Raw genomic sequence first — 19,513 nt, 5'->3', positions numbered from 1 at the left:
CTCGAATAAGCGGCCCGGTACTGTGGTGCGGTCGAAAGAGGCTGGATCCCCAGCCGATACGGCCGGACAAATGCTGGGCGAAGAGGAAGCGAAGAAGTGCAGACACACGAGATCAGGAAGAGGTTCCTCGATCATTTCGTGAATGCGGGCCACACCGAGGTGCCAAGCGCCTCGGTGATTCTCGACGACCCCAATCTGCTGTTCGTCAACGCGGGCATGGTGCAGTTCGTGCCGTTCTTCCTCGGCCAGCGCACGCCGCCGTACCGGACTGCGACCAGCATCCAGAAATGCATCCGCACGCCCGACATCGACGAGGTCGGGGTCACCACCCGGCACAACACGTTTTTTCAGATGGCCGGCAACTTTTCCTTCGGCGACTATTTCAAACGCGAAGCCATCGAGCTGGCCTGGACTTTGCTGACCAACCCGGTCGACGACGGCGGGTACGGTCTCGATCCGGAGAAGCTCTGGGCCACAGTTTATTTCGACGACGACGAGGCAGTGGAGTTGTGGCGCGAGATCGCGGACCTGCCCGCTGAGCGAATTCAGCGGCGCGGCATGGCCGACAACTATTGGTCGATGGGCATCCCCGGCCCGTGCGGCCCGTCCTCGGAGATCTACTTCGACCGGGGGCCGGAGTTCGGCATCGACGGCGGCCCGGAAGCCAACGAGGACCGCTACATCGAGATCTGGAATCTCGTGTTCATGCAGAACGAGCGCGGCGAGGGGACCAGCAAGGACAACTTCGAGATCCTGGGTCCGTTGCCACGCAAGAACATCGACACCGGCATGGGGGTCGAGCGGGTCGCGTTCCTGCTGCAAAACGTGGCCAACGTCTACGAGACAGACCTGCTGCGTCCGGTCATTGACGTAGTAGCCCGGCGCGCCCCTCGCGGGTACGACGCCGGCAATCACTCCGATGACGTGCGCTACCGCATCATCGCCGATCACAGCCGTACCGCGGCCATCCTGATCGGCGACGGTGTCAGCCCCGGCAATGACGGACGCGGCTACGTGCTGCGCCGGTTGCTGCGACGGGTGATTCGTTCGGCCAGGCTGCTCGATATCGACGGCCCGATCGTCGGTGAACTGATGGCCACCGTCCGCGAGGCGATGGGCCCGTCCTACCCCGAGTTGGTCGCCGATTTCGACCGGATCAACCGCATCGCGGTCGCCGAGGAGACCGCGTTCAACCGGACGCTGCAGTCGGGCTCGCGGCTCTTCGAGGACGTGGCGCGGGCCACCAGGGCATCCGGTGCGACCGTGCTGTCCGGCTCGGATGCTTTCACGCTGCACGACACCTACGGGTTCCCGATCGAACTCACCCTCGAGATGGCCGCCGAAGCGAATCTGCAGGTCGACGAGCTCGGGTTCCAGGAACTGATGGCCGAGCAGCGCCGACGTGCGAAGGCCGACGCGGCCGCGCGCAAGCATGCGCACGCCGACCTGACGGCGTATCGCGAACTGGTCGACGCCGGGCCAACCGAGTTCACCGGCTTCGACGAATTGACTTCGCAGGCAACAATTCTGGGGATCTTTGTTGATGGCAAGCGGGTGCCGGTGGTCGCGCACGGTACCGAGGAATCGGCGGGCGTCGACCGCGTGGAACTCGTTCTGGACCGCACGCCGCTCTACGCCGAGTCGGGTGGCCAGGTCGCCGACGCAGGCACCATCAGCGGCACCGGATCCAGCGGGACAGCCAAGGCGGCCGTCACCGACGTGCAGAAAATCGCGAAAACCCTGTGGGTGCACCGCGTCAATGTGGAGTCGGGGGAGTTCGTCGAGGGCGACACCGTCGTCGCGGCCGTTGACCCCGACTGGCGCAAAGGCGCGACCCAGGGACACTCGGGCACGCACATGGTGCACGCGGCGCTGCGGCAAGTGTTGGGACCCAACGCTGTTCAGGCCGGATCGCTGAACCGCCCGGGCTACCTGCGGTTCGACTTCAACAGCCAGGGCGCACTGAGCGCCGAGCAGCTCAGCCAGGTCGAGGAAGTCACCAACGAGGCCGTCCAAGCCGACTTCGAGGTGCACACGTTCCTGGAAAAGCTGGAGAAGGCCAAGGCGATGGGCGCGATGGCCATGTTCGGTGAGGCCTACCCGGACGAGGTGCGCGTGGTAGAGATCGGCGGGCCGTTCTCGCTGGAATTGTGCGGTGGAACCCACGTGCACAATTCGGCGCAGATCGGGCCGGTGACGATCCTCGGCGAATCGTCGGTGGGCTCCGGGGTGCGCCGCGTCGAGGCCTACGTCGGTCTGGAGTCTTATCAGCACCTGGCCAAGGAACGTGCGCTGATGGCTGGGCTGGCATCGTCGCTCAAAGTGCCCTCCGACGAGGTACCGGCGCGGGTGGCGAATCTGGTGGAGCGGCTGAAGGCCGCGGAGAAAGAGATCGAACGCAACCGGCTGGCCAGTGCGCGGGTGGGTGCGGCAAACGCCGCGGCCGGAGCGCAGCACATCGGTAACGTCCGGGTAGTGGCGCAGCGTATGTCGGCCGGCATGACGGCCACCGATCTGCGTTCCCTGGTGGGTGACATCCGCGGAAAGCTCGGCGAGGACCCCGCGGTCGTCGCGCTGATCGCCGAGGGTGACGGCGGTAGCGTCCCCTACGCCGTCGCAACCAACTCCGCCGCCCAGGATCTCGGCCTGCGCGCCAACGACTTGGTCAAACAGCTCGCCGCAGCGGTCGACGGTCGCGGCGGCGGCAAGGCCGATCTCGCCCAGGGCTCGGGGAAGAACTCGTCGGGCATCGAGACCGCGCTCGACGCGCTGCGGGCCGAGATCGCTAGGGCCGGTTGAGTGGACCCGTTGCATCGGCTGCCGGACCGGCCCGGCGGGGACGACCCTGGACGTGGACGACGGCTCGGCATCGACGTGGGCAGCGTGCGCATCGGTGTGGCCACCAGCGACCCGGACGGGATCCTGGCCACCCCGGTGGAGACGGTCCGCCGCGACCGTAATGCCAAACACGTACGACGGCTGGTCGAACTGGTCGCGGAATTGCAGGCCGTCGAAGTGATCGTCGGGCTACCGCGAACCCTGGCCGACCGCACCGGCCCATCCGCCCTCGACGCGATCGAGTTGGCAGACACGTTGGCCGGCCGGATTGCGCCGGTCCCGGTCCGAATGGCCGACGAACGATTGACGACCGTCAGCGCGCAGCGCTCGCTGCGCCAGGCCGGGGTCCGGGCCAAAGGTCAGCGTAGGGTCATCGACCAGGCGGCGGCGGTGGCGATCCTTCAGGGATGGCTGGATGAGCGCCGTGCCATGCTGCCCGGGGAGGTCAACGGTGTCTGACGGCCGACAGCGCGCCCGGCGCCGTGGCGTTCGCAAGGCCGGCGAAGCCGGTAGCAGCGGGACGCCGCCAGAGACCCGTGGCGTTCGCAAGGCCGGCGAAGCCGGTAGCAGCGTTCGTGCTCGTCCAGTGTCGGTCGGGTCATCGCGTCGCGGGCGTTCGCGCGCCGATCGGATGCGTGCCGAGCGGGAACGTCGTCGACGCCAAACGACCCGCGGAATCCTGGTCAGCCTGGCGATCGGGGTTGTCATCGCCGCGGTGTTCGTCGGGTCCAAAGTGTGGCATGGGTTCGGCCCGCAGAACGACTTCGCCGGTGACGGCAAGCAAGATCTGGTGATCGAGGTGCACGCCGGAGACTCGACCACGGCGATCGGCGAGACGCTGCACAAGCAAGATGTGGTCCGGACCGTCAAGGTGTTTCTCGAAGCTGCGCAAGGCAATCAGGCGATCTCGGCGATCCAGCCCGGTTACTACCGACTACGCACCGAGCTTCCGGCGGCGACGGCGGTGAAGCGGCTCGTCGATCCGGGCAGCCGAGTGGGCAAGCTGGTGATACCCGAGGGTCAGCAACTCGACGACACCTCCGACGTCAAGACCAACGCCACCACGCCCGGCATCTTCACGATGATCGCCAAGGCCACCTGCGTCGAATTGGACGGCAACAAGCACTGCGTGGCCGACGCCGATTTGCGCGCGGCTGCCGAAAAAGCATCCGGGCCTTCACTTTTGGTGCCGCCCTGGGCGGTGTCGTCGGTGACGGCGATGGCTTCGGATCACCGCCGGATCGAGGGGCTGATCGCGCCTGGAACGTGGAACGTCAACCCGTCGGCGTCGCCGGAAGAGATCTTATCGAGGCTGATCAACTCGAGTTCGCAGCTGTACTCGAAGTTGGGTCTGCAGGACAACGCCACCGTCATCAACATGTCGCCGTACAACGTTCTGGTGGTGGCGTCGTTGGTTCAGCGTGAGGCCAAGCCGCAGGATTTCGCGAAAGTCGCTCGGGTGATTTACAACCGGCTCACGGAGCATCGCAAGTTGGAGTTCGACTCGACGGTGAACTATCCACTGGATCGGCGCGAGGTGGCCACCACCGACGGCGACCGCGCCCAGACCACGCCGTGGAACACCTACGCGACCGACGGACTCCCGGTGACACCGATCTGTTCGCCCGGCACCGACGCGCTGACAGCGGCCGAGCATCCCGAGGACGGTGACTGGCTCTACTTCGTCACCATCGACCCGCAGGGCACCACGCTGTTCACCCGCGACTATCAACAGCACCTGGCCAACATCGAATTGGCCAAGCGCAACGGTGTACTCGACAGTGCCCGATAGTCGGACGCCCAAGAAGGCAGCAGTTCTCGGGTCGCCGATCGCGCATTCGCGCTCTCCGCAGCTGCACCTGGCCGCGTACCGGGCACTGGGTCTGGATGGCTGGACGTACCAGCGCATCGAATGCAACGCCGATGAATTACCGGCTCTGGTAAGCGGATTGGGGCCTGAATGGGTCGGGGTGTCGGTGACGATGCCCGGGAAATTCGCCGCGCTGCGATGTGCCGACGAGCGCACCGACCGGGCCGAGTTGGTCGGGTCGGCCAACACGTTGGTGCAGACAGCGCGTGGTTGGCGGGCGGACAACACCGATGTCGACGGCGTGATGGGTGCACTCGGCGCCGCGTCCGGAGCGGCCGTGGTCGCCGGCTCCGGCGGCACCGCACCGGCGGCGATCGTGGCGCTGGCCGAGTTGGGCGTCACCGACATCACCGTGGCAGCCCGCAATGCGGACTCGGCCACCGGTCTGGTCGAGCTCGCCGATCGGGTCGGCGTCACCGCGCGGTTCTGCGACCTGAACGGCGGCTCGGTCGCCGATGCGGTCGCGTCCGCCCAGGTGTTGGTCAGCACGCTGCCCGCCGACGTGGCTGCGGGCTACTCCGACGACTTCGCCGCCGCGCCGGTATTGCTGGACGCGATCTACAACCCATGGCCGACGCCCCTGGCGGCCGCGGTGAGCGCCGCCGGCGGTCGGGTGATCGGCGGTCTGCAGATGCTCCTGCATCAGGCGTTCGCGCAAGTCGAACAATTCACAGGCCTACCCGCGCCGCGAGCGGCGATGGAGGCCGCGTTGGATTAGCCTGCCGTCCATGCTGATCGGTGTGGTGCTGGCGTGGATGGCGGTGCTGAGCCGCTACGACGTGCGACAGCGCCGGCTGCCTAATCGGTTGACCATTCCGGGTTTCGCGGCGATCACGCTGGCCGCGGTTAGCGCGGGCCACGGTCGGGCGGCGCTGGCCGGTGCCGCGGCGTTGGCGCTCGCCTATCTCACGGTGCATCTGCTGGCTCCGTCGGCGATGGGCGCCGGCGACGTGAAGCTGGCCCTCGGATTAGGCGCGTTGACAGGGTGTTTCGGTGCCGACGTGTGGTTGCTCGCCGCGATTGCGGCGCCCTTGTTGACCGCTCTAGTCGGCATTGTGGCGCGGATCGGCTGGTCGGCCAGGACGGTGCCGCACGGTCCGTCGATGTGTCTGACGAGTGCGGCTGCCGTCGCGCTAGCGCTTAACTGAAAGTCTTGGGGGCCCCGGTGATCGGACACGCGATTGGCGCACCCCGGACGTCTTTACCCCGTTGTCGTGCAAGGCCGAAATACGCTGCCTGTCAAAGGGTTTCGCGAGGTGCGATCCACTCCGTGCGCTGGCCGGTGATCGCAGCGACCCGGTCGGTAGTCTTCGTAGTAATGCCACAAGACAGTGCCCGAGAGTTCGGCCGCCGCTGCGATGATTAGGTCCGCAATCTTCACGCTGCGGTGATGCAGACCGCCGGCGTGGGCGAGCTCACGCTGCACTTGGTATGCGCGAGCGAAGGTTTCACTGTCAATCGGGATCCGGGCCATGCCTTCGAGTTCATCGGCGAGTGCGTCGTAGTCGGCGGCGGACCTCGCCGAGTAAAGAATCTCCAACCGCGCCTGGTCACAGATACCGACCTGATCCGCAGACAAGGCCGCCAACCATCGGTTCGCGACTTGCGGCGTCGCCGCGTGATGCCACGCGCTTGTATCGACGCAGAACAATGTCACCGCGCAGGACGAGTCTGCGCAAGTAGTGTCTCGGACCGATCGATACCCGCACCCGAGACGATTCGCGCAGCAAGCCGTGCGCGTGCCGACTGCCGCACCGCCGCTCGCAAGGCGGCATCGACCGTGTCCTTTAACCCGGTAGTGCCGAGCGCAGCTCGCGCACTGGTCAGGAGTGCATCATCGATGTCGATGGTTGTACGTCTGGACATACGCCGATTATATAGCAATTCATTAGTGAAATATATTTATTTGGCGCCGTCATCGTGATGGTCGCGAGTCGAACAGTGGGTACCCACACTGACATCAGCCCCGGATCGGCGTCGGAGCTCGCAGTAGGGAGCAGGCTAGTACCACGGGCGAAGCTCACCCACATAATTGATGCGGCAGGGAGGGAAGAAATGCGTTTGCCTGAGGACCGCGAGACTCAGCTGCGGGCACTACGCGAAGCACTCGACGCCGGCGAACGCAGCGGCACCTCGACACCGTTCGACTTCGGTGCCTTCCTCGGCCGCAAAAGGGCCGAGGAGTCGCGCGGTCGGTAAGCCGATACGTTCTCACCTGCCGCGCAAGCAGACCTGGAACAGATTTTGACTGCGGTTGAAGTTCAGCTCCGCCGCTGATTGGCAGCGTTTGGCAGTGCCGTTACTGGAGTCGGCAGCGCATCGTGTCGGACCATTTGGGTATGACAACGACATCACTTTCAGCCAGATCACCGCAAGCCGATGCACCGCGCCGCCGGTCGATCAACGCCGACCTCGCCTTCTGGACCACCGCAGGCGCGGTGGTTGCCGCACTCAGCGGACCGCTGGCCCACTGGTGGGGTGTTCCGCAGGCGGTGCTTCTCGATGGCGGGTTGGCCTTCGCCATCCTCGGGCCGATCCTGCTCCTGGTCGTAAACCGGACCCGACCGACGCGCGGACTGGTGGCCGCTTTCGTGGTCACCAACTTCCTGCTGGCACCGCTCGCCGCAGCGGCGGCATGGTTCGGCTGGCCGCGATTGAGCGGTGCGGGCAACTGGGCGCTGGCCGACGCGGCCGCCGTCATGCTGGTGTTGGGTACCTGGCAGCTGACCGCGCTGCGGCGGCGTTAGGCCGCCGCGGGGCTGCGGCGTTCGATCGCGCTGCGCAATCCGTAGCGCTTGCCGTTGACCTCGCGCGGCTCCCGATCCGAAAACTTCTGTTCCGAATGGGTCTCTGGCGCATCGTCGGTGGTGCCGGGCAGCCAGCTGTCCGGGACGGCGAGTTTCAGGATGGTCCAGAACGATTGCCAGTACTGCCGCAGAATCGGCCCGGTCGTGTAGGGCAGGTCGTACTTTTCGCAGACCGCGCGCACGCGCACGCCGATCTCGGCGTATCGGTTGCTGGGCAGGTCGGGAAACAGATGGTGTTCGATCTGGTAGCAGAGGTTTCCGCTCATGAACGCCATGATCGGGCCGGCATTGAAGTTCGCCGAGCCGAGCATTTGGCGCAGGTACCACTCGCCGCGGGTCTCCTCTTCGAAGCTTTCCCGAGTGAATTTCTCTGCGCCGTCGGGGAAATGGCCACAGAAGATCACCATGTAGGCCCAGTAGTTCCGGATCAGGTTCGCGATGGCGTTCGCCTTGAGCGTGTGCTTCCAGTTGGTGCCGGCCAGGGCCGGGTAGATGATGTAATCCTTACCGGCCTGCTTGCCCATCTTCTTTCCCATGACGCGTAAGTCTTTTCGCGCCTCGGCCCACGTTTTTTCTTTCTTCCGGATCTTCGCGGACTCGACGTGGTGCAGCGCGACGCCCCACTGGAAAAGTGTTCCCAGCAAAAGGTTGTAGACCGGGTTGCCGATCATCCACGGCGACCAGCGTTCGTCTCGGGTCACTCGCATGATCCCGTAGCCGACATCACTGTCCAGACCGACGACGTTGGTGTACTTGTGGTGCACGAAATTGTGCGAGTGCTTCCACTGCGACGACGGGCACGCGGTGTCCCACTCCCACTCGGTGGAGTGGATCTCGGGATCATTCATCCAGTCCCATTGACCATGAATGATGTTGTGCCCCAACTCCATGTTCTCGATGATCTTGGCGCTCGCCAGGGATGTGATACCGGCCAGGCGAGCGATTCTACTGCTGCTGGCGAACAACGCGAGGCGCCCGAACGCGGCGAGGCCGCGCTGCAACTGGATCGCGCGGCGGATGTACTGCGCATCGCGTTCGCCGCGCGATTCCTCGATGTCGCTGCGGATAGCGTCCAATTCCGCCGCCAGATCCTCGACGTCCTGTGGACTCAGATGGGCGTACGCCTTGATGTCAGTGATAGCCATAGAAACCGGTTTCCTCTCAAACCTTGATGGTGCAGTTTCCCGATGCTGTTGAGATGCATGTCTGTATGCGATCGCCGGCGCCATGCTCTTGACCCGAGCGCACGTCACGAACGTGGCCGTCTTCCAGTGGCAGCACGCAGGTCTGGCAGATGCCCATTCGGCAGCCGAACGGCATCTGGATGCCCTGCTCCTCGCCTGCCTCCAGAATGGTTGTCGCGCCATCGATCTCGATTTCCTGGTCGGAGATGGCGAACGTGACCGTGCCGCCTTCACCGCCCTTGTCGGTCGCGGCGATGTTGAACCGCTCCATGTGCAGAACGTCGTCGATGTCGTTGTCCCGCCACACCTTCTCGACCGCGTCGAGCATGGCCCCGGGCCCGCAGGCCCAGGCCGAACGGTCTCGCCAATCGGCGACGATGTCGTCCAGTTCGGCGAAGTCGACCTTGCCGTCGGTATCGGTCAGCTGGAGATGCAGCCGGTAGCCGTTCTGCTCCTGCTCGATCTGGCGCAACTCGTCGTGAAAGATCACCGCGTTTTTCGACGTGGCCGAGTGCAGATGGACGATGTCCGGGGTCTGGCCCCGCGCCCGCAACGTTCGCAGCATCGCCATCACAGGGGTGATACCGCTGCCGGCGGTGATGAACAGCAGCGTCTCCGGTGGTGGGTTCGGCAGCGCGAAGTCACCCTTGGGCGATGCCAGCCGAATGATGGTGCCCGGTTCGACGCCGTTGACCAGGTGGGCTGACAAGAAGCCTTCGGGAGTGGCCTTCACGGTGATCGAGATCTTCTCGTCGCCGCGTTCGGGAACCGACGTCAGTGAATACGACCGCCAATGCCACTTGCCGTCGACGCGCAGGCCGATTCCGACGTACTGGCCCGGTTCGTAGTCGCCGGAAAACCCCCATCCCGGCCGGATGACGACCGTTGCGGTGTCATCGGTTTCGGCCTGGACGGCCACGATCTCGCCGCGCAGTTCACGAGCCGACCACAGCGGATTGATCAACGACAGGTAGTCGTCCGGGAGCAGCGGTGTCGTCGCTCGCGCGGCTAGGCCGCGGACCATGTTGACCCATGAGCCGGACGTCGAATCCACATCTTTAGCCGGGGATCGGGCCCAGCGCAGTGCACTTCTCAGGGGTGTGGTCATTCACTGCCTCTCGCTCGCGGACGATGTGACCGTGGTCACGCGGGCGGGGATTACCCTACTCACGAGTAAGTAAACCCTTGCGTCGGCTGTAAGGCTTTTTCTCTGACAGGGCTCGTCGTGGGAAGATGGGACTCGTGTTGCGATGGACTACTGCTGGTGAATCCCACGGCCGCGCGTTGGTGGCTGTGGTGGAAGGCATGGTCGCCGGGCTGACCATCACGTCTGACGACATCGCCGAGCAGCTGGCCCGGCGCCGTCTCGGTTACGGCCGCGGCGCCCGGATGAAATTCGAGCGCGACCAGGTCACCGTGCTGGCTGGCTTGCGGCACGGTGTGACGTTGGGCGGTCCGATCGCCATCGAGATCGGCAACACCGAATGGCCGAAATGGGAAACCGTGATGGCCCCCGATCCGGTCGACGAACGCGCGTTGAACCAGGAAGGTGGGGCGCGCAATGCCCCGCTGACCCGTCCGCGGCCCGGCCACGCAGACTATGCCGGCATGCTCAAGTACGAATTCGACGACGCCCGACCGGTGCTCGAGCGGGCCAGCGCCCGCGAGACCGCCGCCCGTGTCGCGGCCGGCACCGTCGCGCGGCGGTTCCTCCGACAGGCCCTCGGCGTCGAGGTGATCTCCCACGTCGTCTCGATCGGCGATTCCACGCCGTATGACGGTCCGCCGCCGCAGGCTGCTGACCTCGCGGCGATCGACGACAGCCCGGTGCGGGCATTCGACAAGGCGGCCGAGGCGTCGATGATCGCCGAGATCGAAGCGGCCAAAAAAGACGGCGACACCCTCGGCGGCGTGGTCGAAGCGGTCGCGGTCGGTCTACCCGTCGGTCTGGGATCGTTCATCAGCGGCGACCATCGACTCGACAGCCAGCTCGCCGCCGCGGTGATGGGCATCCAGGCGATCAAGGGCGTCGAAATCGGCGATGGTTTCGAAACCGCCCGGCGACGCGGCAGTCGTGCCCACGACGAGATGTACCCCGGTCCCGACGGTGTGATCCGCTCGACCAACCGGGCCGGTGGTCTGGAGGGTGGCATGACCAACGGTGAGCCGCTGCGGGTGCGCGCCGCCATGAAGCCGATCTCCACCGTTCCGCGCGCGCTGGCCACCGTGGACATGACCTCTGGCGAAGAAGCCGTCGCGATCAACCAGCGCTCCGATGTCTGTGCGGTGCCGGCTGCCGGCGTCGTCGTCGAGACCATGGTGGCCCTGGTCCTTGCTCGCGCTGCGCTGGAGAAGTTCGGCGGAGATTCGCTGACCGAGACGCGGCGCAACATCGAGTCGTACCTGCGGTCGGTCGCCGAGCGAGAGCCGGTCAGCGAAGCTCGGGCGTCCGGGTAGCTGCTCATGGGCCCCAAAGCCGTATTGGTGGGACTGCCGGGATCCGGTAAGTCCACGATAGGGCGACGCCTGGCCAAAGCGCTCGACGTCGCCATGCTCGACACCGACGCGACCATCGAGCAGCAGACCGGACGCGCCATCGCCGACATCTTCGCCACCGACGGGGAACAGGAGTTCCGCCGGATCGAGGAAGAGGTGATCCGGGCGGCGCTGGAATCCCACGACGGCGTCCTGTCGCTGGGCGGCGGCGCCGTCACCACCGCTGGGGTGCGCGCCGCGCTGGCCGGTCACACCGTCGTATACCTGGAAATCACTGCAGCCGAGGGGATTCGGCGCACCGGCGGGAACACCGTGCGGCCGTTGCTGGCCGGACCGGACCGCGCTGAGAAGTTCCGCGCGCTGATGACCCAGCGGGTGCCGCTCTATCGGAAGGTCGCCACGATCCGGGTGAATACCAACCGTCGCAACCCCGGCGCCGTGGTCCGCCACATCGTGTGCCGCCTCAACGATCCGAAACTCGGCATCGCTGCCCGCAATCGACGCCGACCGCCGTGGCGCCGCACGCCGGCCCCAGGGGAGTCCAGCGCGCCCGAGGCCCGCACCGGACCACCGCCGACGCCCGCCACGCCGGCAGCGCTGGCCGCGGCTCGTCGCGAGGCGGGCAGATGACGGACTCCCGCCAACCGGTCACCGTGCAAGTGGCCGTCGAGCCGCCCTATCCGGTCGTCATCGGCACCGGGCTACTGGGCGAGCTCGGCGAACTGCTCGCCGGCCGGCACCGGGTCGCCATCCTGCACCAGCCCGTGCTGGTCCACACCGCCGAGGCGATCCGAAACCATCTGGCCGACAAGGGCATTGATGCACACCAGATCGAAATCCCAGACGCCGAGGCCGGCAAGGACCTGCCCGTTGTCGGTTACATCTGGGAAGTGCTGGGCCGCATCGGGATCGGCCGCAAGGACGCATTGGTGAGTCTCGGTGGTGGCGCCGCGACCGACGTCGCCGGCTTTGCCGCGGCGACCTGGCTGCGCGGTGTATCGATCGTGCATGTGCCGACCACGCTGTTGGCGATGGTCGATGCTGCGGTCGGCGGCAAGACCGGCATCAACACCGATGCCGGCAAGAATCTGGTCGGCGCATTCCACCAGCCGACCGCCGTGCTGGTCGACCTCGCAACGCTGCAGACGTTGCCGCCCAACGAGATCGCGGCCGGTATGGCCGAAGTCGTCAAAGCGGGCTTCATCGCCGACCCGGTGATCCTCGACCTGATCGAGGCCGATCCGCGGGCCGCGCTGGACCCGTCGGGGGAGGTGCTGCCCGAGCTGATCCGGCGCGCGATCGCCGTCAAGGCCGAGGTGGTGGCCGCCGACGAGAAGGAATCGGACCTGCGCGAAATCCTGAATTACGGCCATACTCTGGGCCACGCAATCGAGCGCCGCGAGCGCTACCAGTGGCGTCACGGCGCCGCGGTCTCGGTGGGCATGGTGTTCGCCGCCGAGCTGGGCCGGCTGGCCGGGCGTCTCGATGACGCCACCGCGCAGCGCCATCGCGACATCCTGACCTCCCTCGGACTGCCGATCAGCTACGACTCCGACGCGCTCCCGCAACTTCTGGAGTCGATGGTCGGCGACAAGAAGACCCGGGCGGGGGTGCTGCGGTTCGTCGTACTCGACGGGCTGGCCAAGCCAGGCCGACTGGAGGGCCCCGACCCGGCGCTGTTGGCGGCCGCCTACGCGGAGGTGGGCACGCGATGAGCGCGACGGTACATGTCCTCAACGGGCCCAACCTCGGTCGGCTGGGCCGCCGCGAGCCGGAGGTCTACGGCGACACCACCCACGACGACCTCGTGGCACTCGTCGAACGCGAGGCTGCCGGACTCGGGATGAAAGCCGTTGTCCGCCAAAGTGACAGCGAGGCTCAGCTGCTGGATTGGGTCCACCTGGCTGCTGACGCCGGGGAGCCGGTGATCCTCAACGCCGGTGGGCTGACGCACACGTCGATCGCGCTGCGCGACGCCTGCGCGGAGTTGAGGGCGCCGTTGATCGAGGTACACATCTCCAATGTCTTTGCCCGCGAAGAGTTCCGGCACCATTCGTACTTGAGCCCGGTCGCGACCGGCATCATCGTGGGCTGCGGCGTGCAGGGCTACCTGCTCGCGCTGCGTTTTCTGGCCAGCCTGAACGGCTAGCTGTCGGCCTTCGGCTTCTCGATGTGCTCGGTGGCCGGTTCGTGGGACGGCAGCGCATCGGTCTTCTCGGTGCCGCGCGCGGGAGCCTCGGCCGTCTCCGCGGCTTCGTGACTGTAGGCCGTCGGCGCGTGGTGGTGCTCGCCGCGCTCGGCGGTCGCGACCGCGGTCGACTGCTCGTGCGGCCATTCGGCGACCGCACCCCCCTCGGTGGCGGGCTGCTCTGACCGAACCGCGGCGAAGACGTCAGTGTCGGCGCGCTCGTCGTCGCCCCCAGCGGTTGAGCCGTCTTTCGGCTTGTACGCGCCGGAACGGTCGACCCGCCAGCGGCCCACGGTCACCCCGGCGATCGCGCCGAGGAACACCACCAGCGCTGTGAACGCCGCGAACGTGGTGAGTTCGTTGATCAGGCCGCCGACGTAGAGGGCTTTGTAGAAGACTGCGATCAGCCACGTCACCGCGCCGCTGAGCAACCCGGCGACCAAACCGGCCAGCAGCCACGTCATCGCCAGGTCTTCGCGGCGGTCCGGGTCGGGGTTGGATGAGGCGTCCTCGCGTCCGTCGATGACACCCCAGATGACCACGCCCACGATGAACAGAACCAGCAGGACGATGCTGATCACAGCCGCCTGTGTCTGCCATACGCTGATCAGCGTTCCTTGAAACAGCCGAACGACGACCATCGCGGCGCCGAAGACCAGGCCGCGCAGCATCCAGTTAGTCATGGGGCCACAGCGTAGCGAGTAGCGTCAGTTGGCGTGACACATTCCCAGCGGCGAGCCGCACTCGGAGCTGAACTCCGCGCGGCCGAACTGGACGCGATGCTGGTCACGGACCTTGTCAACGTGCGTTACCTGTCAGGTTTCACCGGGTCGAATGCGGCGTTGCTGGTGTTTGCCGACAGCGATGACGCCGTCCTGGCCACCGACGGGCGTTACCGCACCCAGGCCGCCCAGCAGGCGCCCGACCTCGAAGTGGCGATCGAACGGGCCTGCGGCCGGTATCTGGCTGGGCGCGCGGCGGCCGCCAAGACACGGCGGGTGGGCTTCGAGAGTCATGTCGTCACCGTGGACGGCTACGACGCGCTGGTGGCTTCGCTGGTAGATGCCGATGGTGGCACCGAGTTGGTTCGCGCCTCGCAGACCGTGGAGGCGCTGCGGGAGATCAAGGACGCCGGCGAAGTCGCGCTGCTGCGGCTGGCCTGCGAGGCCGCCGACAACGCGCTGACCGATCTGGTCGACCGCGGGGAGCTGCGACCCGGCCGCACCGAACGTGAGGTGGGCCGCGAGCTCGAGGCGCTGATGCTCGACCACGGCGCCGACGGGATCTCCTTCGAGACGATCGTGGCCAGCGGGGCGAATTCGGCAATCCCGCATCACCGGCCCACCGAAGCAGTGCTGGCCCCCGGCGACTTCGTCAAGATCGACTTCGGTGCGCTGGTCGGCGGCTATCACTCCGACATGACCCGCACCTTCGTGCTGGGCAAGGCCGGTAAAGCGGCGGCCTGGCAGCTGGAGGTGTATCAGCTGGTCGTCGACGCGCAACGAGCCGGCCGGGAAGCGCTGCGACCCGGGGCCGACCTACGCGACGTCGACGCCGCCGCACGGCTGGTCATCGCCGATGCGGGCCACGGCGAGCACTTCGGCCACGGTCTGGGCCACGGTGTCGGCCTGCAGATCCACGAAGCGCCGGGAATCGGCGCCACCGCCGCCGGTACACTGCGTGCGGGCTCTGTCGTGACTGTGGAGCCCGGCGTCTATTTGCCCGAGCGTGGCGGCGTCCGCATCGAGGACACGCTGGTGGTGGCAGGCGAGACCTCCGGACACGCACCGGAATTGCTCACCCGGTTCCCCAAGGAACTGGCGATCCTGTAGGAGATTCACCGACCGTGCCAAGCACTGCCGACTTCAAAAATGGACTTGTACTGGTGATCGACGGGAACCTGTGGCAGATCACCGACTTCCAGCACGTCAAACCGGGCAAGGGCCCGGCCTTCGTGCGCACCAAGCTGAAAAACGTGCTCTCCGGGAAGGTCGTCGACAAGACCTACAACGCCGGAGTGAAGGTGGAGACCGCGACGGTGGACCGGCGCGACGCCACCTTCCTCTACCGCGACGGCACCGATTTCGTGTTCATGGACAGCCAGGACTACGAGCAGCACCCGCTGTCGGAGTCGCTCGTCGGCGGCGCCGCCCGGTTCCTGCTGGAGGGCCTGCCGGTGCAGGTGGCGTTCCACAACAGCGCGCCGCTGTACCTCGAGCTGCCAGTGACCGTCGAACTCGTCGTCACCCACACCGAGCCCGGCCTGCAGGGCGACCGGTCCAGCGCCGGCACCAAGCCGGCGACCGTGGAGACCGGCGCCGAGCTTCAGGTTCCGCTGTTCATCAACACCGGCGACAAGCTGAAGGTCGACTCCCGCGACGGCAGCTACCTCGGACGTGTCAACGCGTGAGCCGACCCGCGCGTCCTGTCAAAGGACGCCACCAGGCTCGTAAGCGCGCCGTCGACTTGTTGTTCGAAGCCGAGGCCCGCGGGCTGACCCCGGCCGAGGCAGCCGACTCGCGCACCGCGCTGGCGGCGGCCAAAGACGATGTCGCGGCCCTGCATCCCTACACGGTGACCGTCGCTCACGGCGTCACCGAACACGCCGTCCACGTCGACGACCTGATCGCCTCGCACCTGCAGGGCTGGACACTGGATCGGCTGCCCGCGGTGGACCGCGCCATACTGCGGGTCGCCGTGTACGAGCTGCTGCACGCCAACGACGTACCGGCGCCGGTCGCCGTCGACGAAGCGGTGGAGCTGGCCAAGGAGCTGTCCACCGACGACTCACCGGGTTTCGTCAACGGTGTGCTGGGCCAGGTCATGTTGGTGACCCCCCAGATCCGGGCGGCCGCGCAGGCGGTCCAGGCGAGCCAATCAGGCCCATCCGGTCGATCGAACCCCGAGCCCGCCGCGGAGTCATGACCAGGTTGGAGTTACGCGTCGCGATCGCCGCGATCCTCGCGGCGACCGTGGTGCTGGGTGCGGTGCTCTGCGCGGCCTACGGGCAGGCGGCGATCGCGGCGGCGCTGGCGATCTACGCGCTCGGCGTCGGTGCGTGGCTGTATCACTCGATCGAGCGTCTCGTGCTGGCCCGCCGCATCGAGACGGTGCGCACCGCGGCGACGCCATTGCGACCGCTGCTTCCGGTGATGGCCGCGATCATGGCGCTGACCCAGGTCGTCGTGCGAGCCCTGACCGATGTCACCGAGGTGACGCCGCCGAGGCGCTGGATTCCGATCACCCGCGGTCGAAAAACCGACGACGACTTCGAGGTCTGACACCAGCCTGTTGTGACAGATGGGGCAATGCGGGTACAGGTGACAAAACGCCCGCATCGTCGTGGACGGAGGGACACACTGGCGTGATGGATCGAGACGGCAGACATCCAAGGCGGCTGTGTGTCTCCGCGCTGGCGGCGGTGGCGAACCCGTCCTATTCGCGCATCGACACCTGGAACCTGCTCGATGACGCGTGTCACCAGCTGGCCGTCGTCGACCGCGCCGGGATGGACACCACCCACGAGGCCGCGCGGGTCCGGCGCCTGCTCAATCGGCTCAGCGCCTACGAGCGCTACTGGATCTACCCGGGCCCGGAGAACCTCGCGACGTACTGCGCCTATCTGGATCAGCTCGCTACCGTCAGCCTGGCCGAGCAGGTGTCGCTGGCGGTCCGGCTGCTCTCCGAATACGGCGATCGCGCAGCCCTGTTCGATACATCGCTGTCGCTGGCCGACCAGGAGCTGGTGTCGCGGGCCAAGGAGCAGCAGTTCTACACGGTCCTGCTCGCCGACGATGCGCCGATCAGCGCGCCCGAGGGGTTGGCCGAACGCCTGCGCGCGATCCGCGACATCGGCGACGACGTGCAGTTCGAGCTGCTGGTGGTCTCCAGCGTCGAGGACGCCATCACCGCGGTCGCGCTGAACGGCGAGATCCAAGCCGCCATCATCCGGCACGACATCCCGCTGCGGTCCGGTGACCGGGTGCCGCTGATGACCACGCTGCTCGGGCCGAACGACGAGGTGGTGGCCACCGACCGCACCCACGACTGGATCGAGTGCGGCGAATGGATCCGTGAGCTGCGGCCGCACATCGATCTCTATCTGCTCACCGACGAGTCGATCGCGGCCGAGACCGAGGACGACGCGGGAGTCTACGACCGCACCTTCTACCGGCTCAACGACGTCACCGACCTTCACAGCACGGTGCTCGGTGGCATCAGAAACCGTTATTCCACACCGTTTTTCGATGCCTTGCGCGCCTATGCGGCGCGCCCCGCCGGCCAATTCCACGCGCTGCCGATCGCGCGCGGCGCCAGCATTTTCAACTCCAAGACGCTGCAGGACATGGGCGAGTTCTACGGCCGCAACATCTTCATGGCCGAGACCTCGACCACCTCGGGTGGCCTGGATTCGCTGCTTGACCCGCACGGCAACATCAAGAAGGCGATGGACAAGGCCGCGCACACCTGGAACTCCGACCACACCTACTTCGTCACCAACGGAACCTCGACCGCGAACAAGATCGTCGTGCAGTCACTGACCCGGCCGGGCGACATCGTGCTGATCGACCGCAACTGCCACAAGTCGCACCACTACGGCCTGGTGCTGGCCGGGGCATACCCGCTCTACCTCGACGCCTACGAGCTGCAGCCGTTCGCGATCTACGGCGCCGTGTCGCTGCAGACGATCAAGAAGGCGCTGCTCGACCTCGAAGCCGCTGGGCAGCTGGGCAAGGTGCGCATGCTGCTGCTCACCAACTGCACGTTCGACGGTGTCGTCTACAACCCGCGGCGAGTGATGGAGGAAGTGCTGGCAATCAAGCCGGACATCTGCTTCCTGTGGGACGAGGCCTGGTACGCGTTCGCCACCGCTGTCCCGTGGGCGCGGCAACGCACCGCGATGGTCGCCGCCGAGCAACTCGAACTGATGCTGTCGTCGCCGGCGTACGCCCAGGAGTACCTGCAGTGGAAGCAGGACATGCAAGGCATCGACCGCAGCCAGTGGGGCGAGCATCGGCTGCTACCTGACCCCAGTCAGGCTCGGGTCCGGGTGTATGCCACCCACTCCACCCACAAGTCGCTGTCGGCGCTGCGGCAGGCGTCGATGATCCACGTCCGCGACCAGGACTTCAACTCGCAGTCCCGCGACGCGTTCGGTGAGGCGTTCCTGACGCACACCTCGACCTCGCCCAACCAGCAACTGCTCGCCTCGCTGGACCTGGCCCGTCGTCAGGTCGACATCGAGGGCTTCCAGATGGTGCGCTACGTCTACGACATGGCGCTGGTCTTCCGCCATCGCGTCCGCAAGGACCGGTTGATCAGCAAGTGGTTCCGCATCCTTGACGAATCCGATTTGGTGCCAGACGAATTCAGGCTGTCGGCGGTCAGCTCGTACCGGCAGGTGCGCCAAGGCGCGCTGGCGGATTGGAACGAGGCGTGGCGGTCCGACCAGTTCGTGCTCGACCCGACCCGGGTGACCCTGTTCATCGGCAAGACCGGGATGAACGGCTACGACTTCCGCGAGAAGATCCTGATGGACCGGTTCGGCATCCAGATCAACAAGACGTCGATCAACAGTGTGCTGCTGATCTTCACCATCGGGGTGACCTGGTCGAGCGTGCACTACCTGCTCGACGTGTTGCGCCGGGTCGCCACCGACTTCGACCACACCGAGGACGCGGCGAGTCGAGACGACCGCGCCCTGCACCAACGCCGTGTCGAAGAGATCACCGAGGACCTGCCGCCACTGCCGGACTTCAGCCATTTCGACAACGCCTTCCGGCCGGATGACGCCAGCTCTTTCGGCGACATGCGCTCGGCGTTCTACGCGGGCTACGAAGACGCCGACCGCGAACACGTCATGCTGGGGGAGGCGGGTCGACGACTCGCCGACGGAAAGTCTTTGGTGTCAACCGGATTCGTAGTACCCTACCCGCCGGGCTTCCCGGTGCTGGTGCCCGGGCAATTGGTGTCCAAGCAGATCCTGTACTTCCTGGCTCAACTCGACGTCAAGGAGATTCACGGATACAACCCCGATCTCGGGTTGTCGGTGTTCACCGAGGACGTGCTGAAACGGATCAACGCGGCACGCGGCTCCGACACCGTACTCGGCTAGCGTGATCAGCAATGC

At 66.4% G+C, this 19,513-nt stretch carries 16 protein-coding genes and 5 pseudogenes; 16 read left to right on the top strand and 5 right to left on the bottom strand.

Annotation, left to right across the window (positions count from 1 at the left end; genetic code table 11):
* The first annotated feature begins 96 nt into the window (after positions 1-96).
* From alaS to ACQY5A_RS10025, 5 genes are all read left to right on the top strand, one after another.
* Positions 97-2,799, top strand: a complete 2,703-nt coding sequence (gene alaS, locus ACQY5A_RS10045; protein ID WP_428340218.1) for an alanine--tRNA ligase — start codon at positions 97-99, stop codon at positions 2,797-2,799.
* The gene (ruvX, locus tag ACQY5A_RS10040; protein WP_428340217.1) at positions 2,800-3,297 is read left to right on the top strand and encodes a Holliday junction resolvase RuvX; all 498 of its coding nucleotides are present in this window, start codon (positions 2,800-2,802) and stop codon (positions 3,295-3,297) included. It begins immediately after the preceding gene.
* Between the two features lie 172 nt (positions 3,298-3,469).
* Positions 3,470-4,630 (top strand): endolytic transglycosylase MltG, encoded by a 1,161-nt coding sequence (gene mltG / locus ACQY5A_RS10035; protein ID WP_428340467.1) that lies wholly within the window; start codon positions 3,470-3,472, stop codon positions 4,628-4,630.
* Positions 4,620-5,426 carry a shikimate dehydrogenase gene (locus ACQY5A_RS10030; protein WP_428340216.1) on the top strand — a complete coding sequence of 269 codons (807 nt, stop codon included), beginning with the start codon at positions 4,620-4,622 and terminating at the stop codon, positions 5,424-5,426. The genes mltG and ACQY5A_RS10030 overlap by 11 nt, the downstream gene beginning before the upstream one ends.
* Positions 5,427-5,436: 10 nt before the next feature.
* Positions 5,437-5,856 (top strand): A24 family peptidase, encoded by a 420-nt coding sequence (locus ACQY5A_RS10025; protein ID WP_428340215.1) that lies wholly within the window; start codon positions 5,437-5,439, stop codon positions 5,854-5,856.
* Positions 5,857-5,947: 91 nt separating this feature from the next.
* On the opposite strand, the pseudogene ACQY5A_RS10020 reads toward ACQY5A_RS10025, so the two are convergent.
* Positions 5,948-6,365 (bottom strand): annotated as a pseudogene (locus ACQY5A_RS10020) (PIN domain-containing protein).
* Positions 6,362-6,610, bottom strand: a pseudogene (locus tag ACQY5A_RS10015) (type II toxin-antitoxin system VapB family antitoxin); the annotation flags it as partial. The pseudogenes ACQY5A_RS10015 and ACQY5A_RS10020, both read right to left, overlap by 4 nt.
* Positions 6,611-6,754: 144 nt before the next feature.
* Between ACQY5A_RS10015 and ACQY5A_RS10010 the strand changes: the two are divergent.
* Both ACQY5A_RS10010 and ACQY5A_RS10005 read left to right on the top strand, forming a co-directional pair.
* Positions 6,755-6,907: pseudogene (locus ACQY5A_RS10010) on the top strand (type II toxin-antitoxin system ParD family antitoxin); the annotation flags it as partial.
* Positions 6,908-7,047: 140 nt separating this feature from the next.
* Positions 7,048-7,455 carry a hypothetical protein gene (locus tag ACQY5A_RS10005; RefSeq protein WP_428340214.1) on the top strand — a complete coding sequence of 136 codons (408 nt, stop codon included), beginning with the start codon at positions 7,048-7,050 and terminating at the stop codon, positions 7,453-7,455.
* Here ACQY5A_RS10005 and ACQY5A_RS10000 read toward each other — a convergent pair.
* Both ACQY5A_RS10000 and ACQY5A_RS09995 read right to left on the bottom strand, forming a co-directional pair.
* Positions 7,452-8,660 (bottom strand): fatty acid desaturase family protein, encoded by a 1,209-nt coding sequence (locus ACQY5A_RS10000; RefSeq protein WP_428340466.1) that lies wholly within the window; start codon positions 8,658-8,660, stop codon positions 7,452-7,454. The two genes, ACQY5A_RS10005 and ACQY5A_RS10000, sit on opposite strands and share 4 nt — an antisense overlap.
* Positions 8,661-8,676: 16 nt before the next feature.
* The gene (locus ACQY5A_RS09995) at positions 8,677-9,807 is read right to left on the bottom strand and encodes a ferredoxin reductase (protein WP_428340213.1); all 1,131 of its coding nucleotides are present in this window, start codon (positions 9,805-9,807) and stop codon (positions 8,677-8,679) included.
* A 134-nt stretch (positions 9,808-9,941) separates the two neighbouring features.
* Between ACQY5A_RS09995 and aroC the strand changes: the two genes are divergently transcribed.
* From aroC to aroQ, 4 genes and pseudogenes are all read left to right on the top strand, one after another.
* The gene (aroC, locus tag ACQY5A_RS09990; RefSeq protein ID WP_428340212.1) at positions 9,942-11,156 is read left to right on the top strand and encodes a chorismate synthase; all 1,215 of its coding nucleotides are present in this window, start codon (positions 9,942-9,944) and stop codon (positions 11,154-11,156) included.
* A 6-nt stretch (positions 11,157-11,162) separates the two neighbouring features.
* Positions 11,163-11,687, top strand: a pseudogene (locus ACQY5A_RS09985) (shikimate kinase); the annotation flags it as partial.
* Positions 11,688-11,821: 134 nt separating this feature from the next.
* The gene (aroB, locus tag ACQY5A_RS09980; protein ID WP_428340211.1) at positions 11,822-12,910 is read left to right on the top strand and encodes a 3-dehydroquinate synthase; all 1,089 of its coding nucleotides are present in this window, start codon (positions 11,822-11,824) and stop codon (positions 12,908-12,910) included.
* Entirely contained in the window at positions 12,907-13,344 is a 438-nt protein-coding gene (aroQ, locus tag ACQY5A_RS09975) for a type II 3-dehydroquinate dehydratase (protein WP_428340210.1), read from the top strand. Before aroB ends, aroQ begins: the two co-directional genes overlap by 4 nt.
* Here the strand turns inward: aroQ and ACQY5A_RS09970 are convergent.
* Positions 13,341-14,066 (bottom strand): B-4DMT family transporter, encoded by a 726-nt coding sequence (locus ACQY5A_RS09970; protein WP_428340209.1) that lies wholly within the window; start codon positions 14,064-14,066, stop codon positions 13,341-13,343. The two genes, aroQ and ACQY5A_RS09970, sit on opposite strands and share 4 nt — an antisense overlap.
* A 33-nt stretch (positions 14,067-14,099) precedes the next feature.
* Between ACQY5A_RS09970 and ACQY5A_RS09965 the strand changes: the two genes are divergently transcribed.
* From ACQY5A_RS09965 to ACQY5A_RS09945, 5 genes and pseudogenes are all read left to right on the top strand, one after another.
* Entirely contained in the window at positions 14,100-15,215 is a 1,116-nt protein-coding gene (locus ACQY5A_RS09965; protein ID WP_428340208.1) for a M24 family metallopeptidase, read from the top strand.
* A gap of 14 nt (positions 15,216-15,229) precedes the next feature.
* On the top strand, positions 15,230-15,793 hold the full coding sequence (gene efp / locus ACQY5A_RS09960) for an elongation factor P (RefSeq protein ID WP_428340207.1): 564 nt from the start codon (positions 15,230-15,232) through the stop codon (positions 15,791-15,793).
* Positions 15,790-16,308, top strand: a complete 519-nt coding sequence (nusB, locus tag ACQY5A_RS09955) for a transcription antitermination factor NusB (RefSeq protein ID WP_428340206.1) — start codon at positions 15,790-15,792, stop codon at positions 16,306-16,308. Before efp ends, nusB begins: the two co-directional genes overlap by 4 nt.
* Positions 16,305-16,664: an antitermination protein NusB gene (locus ACQY5A_RS09950; protein ID WP_428340205.1), complete on the top strand. Its 360-nt coding sequence runs from the start codon at positions 16,305-16,307 to the stop codon at positions 16,662-16,664. Before nusB ends, ACQY5A_RS09950 begins: the two co-directional genes overlap by 4 nt.
* Positions 16,665-16,750: 86 nt before the next feature.
* Positions 16,751-19,495: pseudogene (locus tag ACQY5A_RS09945) on the top strand (aminotransferase class I/II-fold pyridoxal phosphate-dependent enzyme); the annotation flags it as partial.
* Between the last annotated feature and the right edge of the window lie 18 nt (positions 19,496-19,513).

Source organism: Mycobacterium sp. (genome assembly GCF_965277065.1).
Taxonomy (GTDB): Bacteria; Actinomycetota; Actinomycetes; order Mycobacteriales; family Mycobacteriaceae; genus Mycobacterium.
The sequence above is the reverse complement of the archived record's forward strand: the minus strand, read 5'-3'. Positions and strand labels throughout refer to the sequence as shown.

Excerpts from the sequence above, each read along its gene's own strand:
- mltG (WP_428340467.1), top strand. The coding sequence starts at position 3,470 with ATGCGTGCCGAGCGGGAACGTCGTCGACGCCAAACGACCCGCGGAATC.
- ACQY5A_RS10025 (WP_428340215.1), top strand. The coding sequence starts at position 5,437 with ATGCTGATCGGTGTGGTGCTGGCGTGGATGGCGGTGCTGAGCCGCTAC.
- ACQY5A_RS10005 (WP_428340214.1), top strand. The coding sequence starts at position 7,048 with ATGACAACGACATCACTTTCAGCCAGATCACCGCAAGCCGATGCACCG.
- ACQY5A_RS10000 (WP_428340466.1), bottom strand. The coding sequence starts at position 8,660 with ATGGCTATCACTGACATCAAGGCGTACGCCCATCTGAGTCCACAGGAC.
- ACQY5A_RS09995 (WP_428340213.1), bottom strand. The coding sequence starts at position 9,807 with ATGACCACACCCCTGAGAAGTGCACTGCGCTGGGCCCGATCCCCGGCT.
- aroB (WP_428340211.1), top strand. The coding sequence starts at position 11,822 with ATGACGGACTCCCGCCAACCGGTCACCGTGCAAGTGGCCGTCGAGCCG.
- aroQ (WP_428340210.1), top strand. The coding sequence starts at position 12,907 with ATGAGCGCGACGGTACATGTCCTCAACGGGCCCAACCTCGGTCGGCTG.
- ACQY5A_RS09970 (WP_428340209.1), bottom strand. The coding sequence starts at position 14,066 with ATGACTAACTGGATGCTGCGCGGCCTGGTCTTCGGCGCCGCGATGGTC.
- ACQY5A_RS09950 (WP_428340205.1), top strand. The coding sequence starts at position 16,305 with ATGACCAGGTTGGAGTTACGCGTCGCGATCGCCGCGATCCTCGCGGCG.